Consider the following 11,291-nt stretch of genomic DNA (forward strand, 5'->3'; position numbering starts at 1 on the left):
TTCCTCCCTTTGTGGTTCTTGCTTCCGGCATAGCCGATTGTCGGGCTCCCCTCCAAGCCCCCCAATGCACAGATCGCGGATTGACCGGGCCGTACCCGGCACGCTGCAATCGCGGCAAAAGCGACAAGCAACGAGGTTGGGAGGATTCGATGGGTGACCCGGTTCCGGCGATCGCCGAGCATGAGGCGACAGGCGCGGTCGCGGAGACCTTCGACGACATCAAGGCGACCCTCGGCATTCCGGTGGTCAACCTGATCTGGCGCCATCTGGCGACGATCGACGGCGGGCTGGACTGGGCCTGGGGGGCGGCCAAGCCGATCTACGCGAGCGGCCAGGCGGCCCGCTCCGCCCTGGCGCTGTTCGACCGGCTGCCGGTGGCGATGCCGGAGCCGCTGGCCCCCGGCGCGCTACAGGCGGTCGGGGTGACGGCGGAGGATCTGGCGACCATTCGGGCGGTCGCCGCCGGCTACAACCGGGGCAACGGGCTGAACCTGCTGGCCCTGGGCGCGCTGGTGGTCCCGCCGGCGGGGCCGGTGCCGGGCGGCGTCGGGTCCGCGGCGGAAGAGGCGTCCGCGCCGATCCCCCGGGTGCTGTCCGAGGGCGACGTGCCACCGCATGTCTGGGAGCTGGTCCTGGCGCTGAACCGCTTCGGGTCGCGGCCGGACGAGCCGATCCTGGCGACCATGTACCGGCATCTGGCCTATTGGCCGGGGCTGCTGGCGCTGATGCATGCGGGGTTCGCGCCGCTGGAGGCGGACGGGCGCCTGCGGGCGGCGACGGCAACCACGCGGAGCATGGCAATGGCGGAGAGCGCCCGGCTCGCCCATCTGCGCGCCGAGGCGGGACCGGCCCCGGCCGAGGCGGTGGCGGCGGTGGAAGAGTTCACCCGCCACGTCATCGCCCGCATGGTGCCGATCTGCCTCGCGTTCTCGCGGTGGGTGGGATGAGTGCATAAACACAAAATGCCGACATCCCGAACTCGTTTCGGGATGACGAGTATGGTAGTCGCGTTCGAGCAGGCTATCCCCGCCCGGTGGAGCCGAACCCGCCGCTGCCGCGAGCCGTCTCGTCGAGGGTCTCCGCCTCTTCCCAGGCGACCCGGCTGACCGGCGCCACCACGAGCTGGGCGATGCGGTCGCCGCGCGCGAAGGTCACCGGCTCCTGGCCGAGATTGACGAGCAGCACCTTGATTTCGCCGCGATAATCGCTGTCGACCGTCCCCGGCGCATTGACGCAGGCGATGCCGGAGCGGAAGGCCAGCCCCGAGCGCGCCCGCACCTGCGCCTCGTAGCCTTGGGGCAGGGCGATGGACAGGCCGGTCGGCACCGCCGTGCGTTCCATCGGCGCCAGAGTCACCGGCGCGTCGAGCGCGGCGCGCAGGTCCATCCCCGCCGAGCCCTCGGTCTCATAGGCCGGGAGCGGCAGGTCGACGCCATGGTCCAGCCGGGTGATGCGGACGGGAATGCTCATACGGAATGTCCAGTCTGGAAGTGCTCTGCGATACGGGCGGCAAGGCGTTTGCCGACCTCGGTCTTGGTCATGGCGGGCCAATCCTCGGTGCCGCTTTCAGTAACCAGATGGATGGTGTTGCTGTCGCCGCCGAAGGTGCCGGTGGCGGGGGACACATCGTTGGCCAGGATCCAGTCGCAGCCCTTGCGCGCCCGTTTGGCGGTGGCGTGCTCCACGACCTTCTCGGTCTCCGCCGCGAAACCGATCACCAGGGCCGGGCGGCCGTCCGTCTTCTGCGACAGGGTCTTCAGGATGTCCGGGTTCTCGGTGAGCTGCAGGGGCGGGAGGGCGCCCGCCTCCTTCTTCATCTTCTGGTCAGCGGCACTGGCCACCCGCCAGTCGGCGACGGCGGCGGCGCAGACCACGATATCGGCCGGCAGGGCCGCCTCGCAGGCGGCCAGCATGTCGCGCGCACTCTCGATCGGCACGGTCTTCACCCCGGCCGGGTCGGGCTCGCGCGTCGGGCCGCTGACCAGGGTGACCTCCGCCCCCAGCGCGGCCAGGGCGCGGGCGATGGCATGGCCCTGCTTGCCGGACGAGCGGTTGGCGATATAGCGCACCGGGTCGATCGGCTCATGGGTCGGCCCGCTGGTGACGATCGCCTTCTTGCCGGCGAGCGGGCCGGCCGCTTGCGCGAAATAGGCTTCCGCCGCCGCGACGATCTCCAGCGGCTCGGCCATGCGGCCGTAGCCGTATTCGCCGCAGGCCATGGACCCTTCGTTCGGCCCGGCCACCCGCACACCGCGCGACGCCAGGGTCGCCAGGTTCGCCCTGGTGGCCGGGTGTTCCCACATGCGCACGTTCATCGCCGGCGCGATCAGCACGTCGGTATCGGTCGCCAGCAGCAGGGTGGAGGCGAGGTCGCCGCACAGCCCGTTGGCCATCTTCGCCATCAGGTCGGCGGTGGCCGGGGCGACGACGATCAGATCGGCCGAGCGGGAGAGCTGGATATGCCCCATCTCCGCCTCGTCGGTCAGGTCGAACAGATCGGTATAGACCTTGTCCTCGGTCAGGGCCGAGAGCGACAGCGGGGTGACGAACTGCTCCCCCGCCTTGGTCAGCACCGCGCGCACGCTCGCCCCGCGCTCGCGCAGGCGGCGGGTCAGGTCGAGTGCCTTGTAGGCGGCGATCCCGCCCCCGACGATCAGGAGAATGCGTCTGTTGCTCAGCGTCATCATGGGCCGGAAGGTAGCGCGAAGTGCGGCGGCGGGCGAGAGGGTTCGGGGAGACGCCCACCCTCATTTCCTCTGCGTCATCCCGGCGAGGCCCGGGCATGACCCGGGGCTCGGCCGGGACCCAGAGCGACGGCAGTGGCAGGTCCCGGCCCGCCCCCGGATCGGGTCCGGGGTCGTCCGGGATGACGAGAGAGGGAGCCGAGCGGGTCAGAACGGCGGCCGCTCCGCGCCCGTCAATTCGCCACCGCCTGCCCGCCGTCGATGTAGAAGGTCTCGCCGTTCAGGAACGGGATGTCGTCGGCGACGATCGAGCCCACGAAGCGCGCCACCTCCCAGGCCTCGCCCGGCGCACCACGCGGAATCGCCTTCTCGATGAAGGACCGGAACCGCTCGTTGTCCATGTGGGAGCGGTTCAGGTTGGTCAGCGTGAAGCCCGGCGCCACGTCGACCACGCGGATGCCCTTGCGCGCCCATTCCACGCCCAGGCACCGGGTGATCGCGCCCACCGCCGCCTTCGACGCGCAATAGGCCGCCGTGTACTTCACCCCGATCTTGTCGTAGTGCGAGCCGATATTGACGATCACCCCGCCGCCGCTGGCGATCATGTGCGGGTAGGCCGACTGGCACATGGCGAACAGGCCGACCGCGTTGGTGTTCAGCACCTCGGCGAACTCGGCCGGGGAGAAGCTCTCGCTGCGGCCTTCCTTGTGGATGCCGGCATTGTTGACCAGGGCATGCAGACCGCCGGTCTTCTCCACCAGAGCCGCCAGGGCGGCGGCCCCGGATTCCGGGTCGTTCACGTCGCAAGCCAGGTTGATCATCCGCCCGGCGAGCTCGGCGGGAACCGGCTCCTCCTCCGGCCCGATGCCCTTGCGCGACAGACAGCCGACAGTCAGGCCGCGGCGGGCGAGTTCCAGGGCGATCTCCGCTCCCAGGCCGCGAGAGGCTCCGGTAACGGCTACGGTTCTCGTCTCGGTCATAGGTGTCCCAGTTGTGCACGGCGGAAGGCAATGCGGCGGTCGGCGGCGTCGAAGTTCCGAGAACTCATTTTCGGCGGCTTGGCGTCGCTGATCTTCAGGTAGACGAAGGTCGGCCCGTCGGTCCGCCGCAGTTCCTTGCGGCCCGCCTCGATCTCGTCGGGGGCGGTGACGGTCATCACGTTCCTGATGCCGAGCCCCTTGGCGGTCACCGCCAGGTCGGTACCCATGGAGGTATGGGTGATCTGGTTGCCGGTCTCGCCATAGCGCTCGTTGTCGACGCAGAGGATCGACAGGTTGGTCACGCCGGAGGCCATGACGGTGGCCAGCGCGCCGACATTCATCAGCAGCTCGCCGTCGCCGCACATGACCAGCACCTGCCTGTCCGGCTGCGCCAGCGCCAGGCCGAGGCCCATGGAGACCGACGCGCCCATCGCCCCGCCGAGCAGGAAGCAGTTATCGGCATCCGGCTCGATCGCATACATGTCCTGGGCCGTGCCGGCGAGGCCGGTGACGACCAGGAAATCCCGGTGGTTGCCGACGATGGCCGGCACCGCCTGGGCGCGGTCCATGCGCTGGTTGGAGCCGGTGATCTTGATCTCTTCGGTCATCTCAGCCCCTCCCTCAGAACGCCTTGGCGCCGATGAACTTCTGCGTCAGCAGAAGCGCCACCGCGCAGTTGGACCGGAAGGCGAGGTTCATCGCCGCGTTGGTCGTCTCCTTCAGCTCCTCCGGCCGCTCGACCTCGAGCACATGGACGCCGATCGCCTCCAGGCAGGGGCGCACGGCCTTGCCCATGGGGACCTGCCAGGGGTTCTGCTCGCCGAAGGTGCCGCGCATGGTGATGATGGCCAGGAACGGGAAGCGGCCGTTGGCCTGAAGCGACAGCATGTTGATGCAGTTGCCAGTGCCGCTGGACTGCATCAGCAGCACCGCCTTCTTGCCGCCGAGATCCGCACCCGCGGTCAGCGCCACCCCCTCTTCCTCGGTGGTCAGCGGGATGGAATGGACGCGGTCGTCTTCCAGCGATTTCTGGATCATCACCTTGTGCCCGCCATCGGGGACATAGGCGAAAATCGACACGCCGCCGTCCACCAGCGTGTCGTAGAGCTCAGCGCCCCAAACCGATTGGTCCGACATTTCCGTGCGTTTCCCGTGTGATCGTTCTTTTGAAGGGGCACGCTAGCACGGTGAAATTCAGGATTGTATGCAATATTTCGCCGCGCCCGACGCCCCTGGCTAGGCGCCGAACCGGTCGTCCAGTCCCTGGTGGAGCGGCAGATCCACCAGCGCGCAGTACTCCGCGTAGGTGTGCTGCGGTCCCGCCTGAGCCGGCGTGCCGTCGCGCTTCAGCGTCGCCATGGCGTCGGCCACCGCCCGCGTCGCGGCGAACAGCGCGGTGACCGCGTAGAGCACGACGGAGAAGCCCATCGCCTGCAGGTCGCTCGCGGTCAGCTTCACCGTCTCGTTGCCGTCGACGATGGAGACGACCTTCGGCCCCTCCACGCCCCGGGCCACCGCCTCCACCTCGGCGACGGTCTTGATGCCGTCGACGAAAACCAGATCGACACCTGCCTGCTGGTAGAGCCGGGCGCGCCGGACGGCTTCGGCCGGGCCGAGTGTGCCGATGGCATCGGTGCGGCCGATGATGAGCAGGTCGTCGGCCCCCCGGGCCTCGACCGCGCAGGCCAGCCGCCGGGCGTTCTCCTCGGCGTCGATCAGGCGGATTCCGGCGAGCTGGCCGCAGCGCTTCGGTGCCATCTGGTCCTCCAGGTGGATCGCCGCCACGCCGGCCTGCACATGCTCGCGCACCGTGCGGTGGATATTGGAGGGCCCGCCATAGCCGGTATCGGCGTCGGCGATGATCGGGATCGAGACGGCCCGCGCCATGTTGCGGGCATGTTCCGTCATCTCGGTCTGTGTCAGCAGGCCGATATCCGGGGTGCCCAGCCGGCTCGCCGTGGCGCCGAGGCCGGTCATGTAGAGTGCGGCAAACCCGGCCTGCTCGATCACACGCGCCGAGATGCTATCCGGCGCGCCCGGCGCCATGACGATCTCACCAGAGGCGAGCAGGCCGCGCAGGCGGGCGGCGGGAGAGTCGGTCATCGGGCGGGCTCCGTGATTTGTTGGCGCAGGGCGGGCTTCTGCAGCTTGCCGTTGGCGTTGCGGGGCAGCGGGTCTGCGGTGAAGGTGACGGTCTCCGGGACCTTGTAGTCGGACAGGCGCTCGGCGCAGAACGCCCGCACCGTCTCTTCGTCCAGCGCCGATCCCTCCACCGGGCGCAGAAAGGCGTGCACCCGTTCGCCCAGCACCGGATCCGGACGGCCGACCACCGCCGCCTCGACGATCTCCGGGTGGTGGTTCAGCACGTTCTCGACCTCGGCGCTGAACACCTTGTAGCCGGCGCGGTTGATCATGTCCTTCAGCCGGTCGAAGACCTTCACGAAACCCTCGGCGTCGACCGTGCCGATATCGCCGGACCGCCAGGCGCCGTCGACGAAGGCCTCCCGGTTGGCGTCGGGCCGGTTCCAGTAGCCCGGCACCACCATCGGGCCGGAGATCCAAAGCTCCCCGGTCTCTCCGGGCGCCAGAACCGAGCCGTCCTCGCCCCGGATCTCCACCCGGCCGCAGGGCACGACCTGGCCGACGCTGTCCGGATGGGACGGATTCAGCCCCGGCGGCATGATCGTCGTCGGCGAGGTGGTCTCCGTCGCCCCATAGGCATTGACCAGCACCAGATCCGGCAGCAGATGCGCCAGCTTGGCGATGGTCGCCTCCGGCATCGGCGCGCCGCCGAAACAGCCGATGCGCCAGGCGGAGAGGTCGTGGCCGGCGAGGTCCGGCTGCAGAACCGCCAGGGTGTAGAGGGCTGGGACCAGGATCGTGTAGGTGATCCGCTCCCGCGCGGCCAAGGCCAGCAGATCCGGCACCCTGTAGCCGGCGCGCAGAGCGACCAGGGCGCCGCCGGCGATCAGGGTCGAATAGAAGATGCCGACCAGCCCGCTGACATGGCTGAGCGGGATCGCCGCCAGGGCCCGTTCGTCGGCGGTGAAGGACAGGCAGCGCGAGAAGGCCAGCGCCGACTGGATGATGCCGAAATGGGTCAGCATCGCCCCCTTCGGCCGGCCGGTGGTGCCGGAGGTGTAGAGGATGACAGCCACCGCCTCGGGATCGATCGAGGCTGGCGCGTCCAGGGGGTCGGCGGAAAGCAGGCTCTCGAACGGTTGCGCGCCGTCGCACAGACAGCCGACCGAAAACCGGTGCCGCAGGTCGGGCACCGCCTCGACCGGCGGCACGTTCTCCGCCAGGGCGGCCTCGTGGATCAGCACGGCCGCGCCGCAGTCGCTCAGCAGGAACTCGAGCTCGGCCCGGCGCTGGCGGATGCCGAGGGGTACGCAGATCGCCCCGATCCGGTTGCAGGCCAGCAGGGAGGCGACGAACGCCCAGCCGTTGTCGAGCAGCAGCGCCACCCGGTCGCCGGAGCCGACGCCAAGGGCAGCGAGGCCGCCGGCGATCCGCCCAACCTGCGCGTCCAGTTCGGCGAAGGACAGGCGGGTGTCTCCCGCGACCACCGCGTCGCGCTCCGGGTGTTGCGTCACGAGATCGCGGAACATCGCCGCCAGATCCGCCGGGCGCTCGACATAGCAGCGCACCTGTCGACCGCTGTAATGAGTCTCGACGGCCGTCTCACCGATGCAACCGTCCCAGAACCGGTCCTGGGGGGCGGCGGTCACGGCTGGAAATCCGGCGCCGGCCACGGTCCTTCCCCCGGCTCGGACAGGCGCGGGCCGACATCGCGGGCGCCGGTGTCGATATTCCCCGGCTCACGGTATTTGCGCAGTTCCAGCCGGCCGATCTGGTTGCGATGGACCTCGTCCGGCCCGTCGGCCAGCCGCAGCAGCCGCGCCGTCGCATAGGCCGAGGCGAGGCCGTAGTCGTTGCTGGTCCCGGCCCCGCCGAAGGCCTGGATCGCCCAGTCGATCACCTGGCAGGCCATGTTGGGGACGGCGACCTTGATCATGGCGATCTCGGCCCGCGCCTCCTTGTTGCCGACCGTATCCATCATCCAGGCGGCCTTCAGGGTCAGCAGCCGCGACTGCTCGATCATGATTCGCGCCTCGGCGATACGCTCCAGCGTGACCGTCTGCTGGGAGACCGGGGTGCCGAAGGTCACCCGCTGTTCCGCCCGGCGGCACATCTTCTCCAGGGTCCGCTCGGCCAGTCCGATCAGCCGCATGCAGTGATGGATGCGGCCGGGGCCGAGCCGCCCCTGGGCGATCTCGAAGCCGCGCCCTTCCCCCAGCAACATATTGGATGTCGGCACCCGCACGTCCGTGAAATCGACCTCCGAGGCCCGGTCGGGCACAGCGTAGAAGCCGAAGACGGGGATCGACCGGATCACGGTGACGCCCGGCATGTCCTTCGGCACCAGGATCATCGACTGCTGCTTGTGGCGGTCCGGATTGTCCGGGTCCGACTTGCCCATGAAGATGACGATCTTGCAGCGGGGATCGGTGGCGCCGGTGGTGTACCACTTGCGGCCGTTGATCACGTACTCGTCGCCGTCGCGCCGGATCGAGCTTTCGATATTGGTCGCATCGGAGGAGGCGACCGCCGGCTCGGTCATGGCGAAGGAGGAACGGATCTCGCCGGCCAGCAGCGGTTCCAGCCACCGCTTCTTCTGCTCGTCGGTGCCGTAGCGGACCAGCACCTCCATGTTGCCGGTGTCGGGGGCCGCACAGTTGAACACCTCGGGCGCGAGGGGCGAGCGGCCCATGACCTCGCAGAGCGGCGCGTAGTCGAGATTGGACAGACCGGCGCCGTACTCGCTCTCCGGCAGGAACAGGTTCCACAGGCCGGCCGCCTTGGCCTTGGGCTTGAGCTCCTCGACGACGGGCTGGACCTTCCAGGGACCCAGCTCGGCGGTCTCGGCGTAGTAGCGGGCCTCGTTCGGGTAGATGTGCTCGGCCATGAAGGCCTCGATCCGCGCGCGCAGATCGTGCACGGCGGGTGCGTGCTGGAACTCCATCGTCCTCCCCTCATTCAGCGGCGGGCCTTTGGCGGCCCGTCCTTTGGGTGCAGCCTGCCATGGCGGCGGGGAGCGGTGAAGGTGGCGAAATCGTCTCCGCGGGCGGCCCGTCGGATCCTCCGCGCCGTCCCTCTTGTCCGAGGCGTGCGGTGTCGCTATTTTGGATCCATGGATCCAAATTCACCCACAGAGATTGCCGACCGCCTGCGCGCAGATATCCGCAGCGGCCATATCGCCGCCGGCGCCGTCGTGCAGCAGGAAGACCTCGCCGCCCGGTTCGGGGTCAGCCGGCAGCCGGTGCGGCTGGCTATGGAGAGCCTGCGGGCGGCGGGGTGGCTGGAGCCCGGACGGGGGCGCAGCCTGAAGGTGGTGGAGATGTCGGCCGAGGCCTTGCGCGACCTGGTGGCCGTGCGCCGGCTGGTTGAGGGCGAGGCCCTGGCCCTGGCGATGCCCCGCCGCAGCGACCTCGACATGCTGGAGGCAACCCACCTGCAGGAGCGGATCGAGGTGGAAACCGAGCCGCAGGCGCTGGAGGAACTGGACGCCGCCTTCCACACGGTGCTGTATCGGGCGGGGGGCAACCGGCGGCTGCTGGCGCTGGTGGACGAACTGCGGCGGGAGGACCGCCGCCCATATCACGAACAGCAACCGGACGCGGAGATCCGCGCGGTCTGGACGCGGCAGCACCGCGCCCTGCTCGACGCCTTCCGCGCCGGGGACGCGGCCCGCGCGGAAGCGGCCCTGGATACCCACCTCACCCACCTGATCGAGAGATGACGGGACCATGCCCGCAGGCTTCGCCAAGACGCCGGAACCGCCGTATTACGCGGTGATCTTCACCTCCACCCAGACCGACGACCGGCGCGGCTACGAGGCCATGGCCGAGGCGATGATGACGCTGGCGCACGAACAGCCGGGGTGTCTCGGCGCGGAGAGCGCGCGCGGGGCGGACGGACTCGGCATCACGGTGTCGTATTTCCGCGACGAGGACTCGGTGCATGCCTGGAAGCAGCACGCCCGCCACCTCGGCGCCCAGAAGCTCGGCAAGGAACGCTGGTACGCGCACTACGAGCTGCGGGTGGCGAAGGTGGAGCGGGCGTATTCGGGGCCGCAGGGGCGGTAGGGCGACACCACCCCCTTTCCCGTCTTCCCGCCTCGCGCCGGGACCGAGAGAAGGAGCTGCTGGAGCGCCGGGAAATCGATCCCCGGCGCCCCGGACCCCGGCGCAAGGCCGGGGAGACGTGGAAAAAAGAGAGAGCACTACCCGGACTAGATCCGGGGAATGCACGGGTCGGAGGCGGGCGGCGTGTCGCCCCCTAAACCCGGTTCAGCAACCGCGCCCGGATCGTCCCCGGGAGTTCGCGGATCTGCTCCAGGATCTGCACCCCGTCCTCGACCTCGCCGTGTACGTCCAGCACCACGTAACCGATCTGGCCGTCGGTCTGGTAATGCTGGGCGACGATGTTCAGGCCGCGGCGGGCGAACAGGTCGTTCAGGCGGCCGAGCTCGCCCGGCTCGTTGCGCTGGACCTGGATGAAGCGGGTGACCAGCGTGCCCTTGGGCAGCTGCACCTCGGGGAAGTTCACCGCGCCCATGGTCGAGCCGACATCGGAATATTCGACGAACTTGCGGGCCACCTCGTCGCCGATGCGTTCCTGCGCCTCCTCCGTCGAGCCGCCCACATGAGGGGTGAGGATGACGTTGTCGAGGCCGCGCAGGGCACTCTCGAAGGTGTCCTTGTTCGATTTCGGCTCGGTCGGGAACACGTCGACCGCAGCCCCGCCCAGATGGCCGTCCTTCAGGGCGGCGGCCAGGGCGTCGATCTCGACCAGGGTGCCGCGGGCGTTGTTGATCAGGAACGCACCCTTCTTCATGGCGCGGATCTGCTCGGCCCCGAACATCCCCCTGGTCTCATGCGTCTCCGGCAGGTGCAGGGAGACCACGTCGGACTGGGCGAGCAACGCCTCCAGGGTCTCGGTCGGCTCCACATTGCCGTGGCTCAGCTTGTCGGTGCGGTCGAAATAGATCACCCGCATGCCCATGGATTCGCCGAGTGCCGCGAGCTGGGTGCCGATATTGCCGTAGCCGACGATGCCCAGGGTCTTGCCGCGCACCTCACGCGAGCCGAGCGCGGTCTTGGCCCAGCGGCCGTCATGGGCGGCCATTGATTTCTGGAAGGCGCCGCGCATCAGCATGACGATCTCGGCGATGGTCAGCTCGGCGACGGAGCGGGTGTTGGAGAACGGCGCGTTGAACACCGGAATGCCCAGCGTCGTCGCCGCCGGCAGGTCGACCTGGTTGGTACCGACCGAGAAGCAGCCCACGGCGACCAGCGTCCCGGCGGCCTTCAGGACCTCCTCGTTGAGCTGGGTGCGCGATCGGATGCCGAGCATGTGCACGCCCTGCAGTTTGTCGATCAGAGCGGCCTGATCCAGCGCGCCGGAGACCTCCTGCAGGTTGGTGTAACCGGCGTTCAGCAGCACGTCGCGCGCGGTCGGCGAGATCCCCTCCAGCAGGAGGATGCGGATCTGATTCTTCGGGCGGGACAGTCCCTTTGCCATCTGGCTGGGTCCGTTCTGGTTTCAGGAGCGTGCCCGCGTC

At 69.2% G+C, this 11,291-nt stretch carries 12 protein-coding genes; 3 read left to right on the forward strand and 9 right to left on the reverse strand.

Translation table 11 applies throughout. The features are described from left to right. Positions 1-149: 149 nt before the first annotated feature. The gene (locus G578_RS27005) at positions 150-947 is read left to right on the forward strand and encodes a hypothetical protein (protein ID WP_038015170.1); all 798 of its coding nucleotides are present in this window, start codon (positions 150-152) and stop codon (positions 945-947) included. Between the two features lie 73 nt (positions 948-1,020). Here the strand turns inward: G578_RS27005 and dut are convergent, their stop codons facing one another. The 8 genes from dut to G578_RS0118425 all read right to left on the reverse strand — a co-directional run bounded on the left by dut (position 1,021) and on the right by G578_RS0118425 (position 8,690). Continuing rightward, positions 1,021-1,470 carry a dUTP diphosphatase gene (dut, locus tag G578_RS0118390; RefSeq protein ID WP_028795494.1) on the reverse strand — a complete coding sequence of 150 codons (450 nt, stop codon included), beginning with the start codon at positions 1,468-1,470 and terminating at the stop codon, positions 1,021-1,023. Further along, entirely contained in the window at positions 1,467-2,684 is a 1,218-nt protein-coding gene (gene coaBC / locus G578_RS0118395) for a bifunctional phosphopantothenoylcysteine decarboxylase/phosphopantothenate--cysteine ligase CoaBC (protein WP_028795495.1), read from the reverse strand. The genes dut and coaBC overlap by 4 nt, the downstream gene beginning before the upstream one ends. Positions 2,685-2,917: 233 nt before the next feature. Further along, positions 2,918-3,664, reverse strand: coding sequence for an SDR family NAD(P)-dependent oxidoreductase (locus tag G578_RS0118400; RefSeq protein WP_028795496.1), 747 nt, complete (start codon positions 3,662-3,664; stop codon positions 2,918-2,920). Next, on the reverse strand, positions 3,661-4,272 hold the full coding sequence (locus tag G578_RS0118405) for a thiamine pyrophosphate-dependent enzyme (RefSeq protein WP_211228956.1): 612 nt from the start codon (positions 4,270-4,272) through the stop codon (positions 3,661-3,663). Before G578_RS0118405 ends, G578_RS0118400 begins: the two co-directional genes overlap by 4 nt. 13 nt (positions 4,273-4,285) lie before the next feature. Next, the gene (locus G578_RS0118410; RefSeq protein ID WP_028795498.1) at positions 4,286-4,801 is read right to left on the reverse strand and encodes a phosphonopyruvate decarboxylase; all 516 of its coding nucleotides are present in this window, start codon (positions 4,799-4,801) and stop codon (positions 4,286-4,288) included. A 99-nt stretch (positions 4,802-4,900) separates the two neighbouring features. Next, complete coding sequence (locus G578_RS0118415; RefSeq protein WP_028795499.1) at positions 4,901-5,767, reverse strand: isocitrate lyase/PEP mutase family protein; 867 nt, start codon at positions 5,765-5,767, stop codon at positions 4,901-4,903. Further along, complete coding sequence (locus tag G578_RS0118420) at positions 5,764-7,395, reverse strand: class I adenylate-forming enzyme family protein (protein ID WP_245565644.1); 1,632 nt, start codon at positions 7,393-7,395, stop codon at positions 5,764-5,766. Before G578_RS0118420 ends, G578_RS0118415 begins: the two co-directional genes overlap by 4 nt. Then, a complete protein-coding gene (locus G578_RS0118425) occupies positions 7,392-8,690 on the reverse strand; it encodes an acyl-CoA dehydrogenase family protein (protein ID WP_028795501.1) in 1,299 nt (432 codons plus the stop codon). The genes G578_RS0118420 and G578_RS0118425 overlap by 4 nt, the downstream gene beginning before the upstream one ends. Positions 8,691-8,858: 168 nt before the next feature. On the opposite strand from G578_RS0118425, the gene G578_RS27010 reads away from it, so the two are divergent. Both G578_RS27010 and G578_RS0118435 read left to right on the forward strand, forming a co-directional pair. Next, positions 8,859-9,467 (forward strand): GntR family transcriptional regulator, encoded by a 609-nt coding sequence (locus G578_RS27010; protein ID WP_038015171.1) that lies wholly within the window; start codon positions 8,859-8,861, stop codon positions 9,465-9,467. A gap of 7 nt (positions 9,468-9,474) precedes the next feature. Continuing rightward, on the forward strand, positions 9,475-9,813 hold the full coding sequence (locus tag G578_RS0118435) for an antibiotic biosynthesis monooxygenase family protein (protein ID WP_028795502.1): 339 nt from the start codon (positions 9,475-9,477) through the stop codon (positions 9,811-9,813). A 193-nt stretch (positions 9,814-10,006) separates the two neighbouring features. Here the strand turns inward: G578_RS0118435 and serA are convergent, their stop codons facing one another. Next, positions 10,007-11,251: a phosphoglycerate dehydrogenase gene (gene serA, locus G578_RS0118440; protein WP_028795503.1), complete on the reverse strand. Its 1,245-nt coding sequence runs from the start codon at positions 11,249-11,251 to the stop codon at positions 10,007-10,009. Positions 11,252-11,291: the final 40 nt, after the last annotated feature.

It is taken from the genome of Thalassobaculum salexigens DSM 19539, from assembly GCF_000423805.1.
Lineage (GTDB): Bacteria > Pseudomonadota > Alphaproteobacteria > Thalassobaculales > Thalassobaculaceae > Thalassobaculum > Thalassobaculum litoreum.

Bases quoted from the DNA above. Each gene is read 5' to 3' on its own strand.
- G578_RS27005 (WP_038015170.1), top strand. From the start codon at position 150: ATGGGTGACCCGGTTCCGGCGATCGCCGAGCATGAGGCGACAGGCGCG.
- dut (WP_028795494.1), bottom strand. From the start codon at position 1,470: ATGAGCATTCCCGTCCGCATCACCCGGCTGGACCATGGCGTCGACCTG.
- coaBC (WP_028795495.1), bottom strand. From the start codon at position 2,684: ATGACGCTGAGCAACAGACGCATTCTCCTGATCGTCGGGGGCGGGATC.
- G578_RS0118400 (WP_028795496.1), bottom strand. From the start codon at position 3,664: ATGACCGAGACGAGAACCGTAGCCGTTACCGGAGCCTCTCGCGGCCTG.
- G578_RS0118405 (WP_211228956.1), bottom strand. From the start codon at position 4,272: ATGACCGAAGAGATCAAGATCACCGGCTCCAACCAGCGCATGGACCGC.
- G578_RS0118410 (WP_028795498.1), bottom strand. From the start codon at position 4,801: ATGTCGGACCAATCGGTTTGGGGCGCTGAGCTCTACGACACGCTGGTG.
- G578_RS0118415 (WP_028795499.1), bottom strand. From the start codon at position 5,767: ATGACCGACTCTCCCGCCGCCCGCCTGCGCGGCCTGCTCGCCTCTGGT.
- G578_RS0118425 (WP_028795501.1), bottom strand. From the start codon at position 8,690: ATGGAGTTCCAGCACGCACCCGCCGTGCACGATCTGCGCGCGCGGATC.
- G578_RS27010 (WP_038015171.1), top strand. From the start codon at position 8,859: ATGGATCCAAATTCACCCACAGAGATTGCCGACCGCCTGCGCGCAGAT.
- G578_RS0118435 (WP_028795502.1), top strand. From the start codon at position 9,475: ATGCCCGCAGGCTTCGCCAAGACGCCGGAACCGCCGTATTACGCGGTG.
- serA (WP_028795503.1), bottom strand. From the start codon at position 11,251: ATGGCAAAGGGACTGTCCCGCCCGAAGAATCAGATCCGCATCCTCCTG.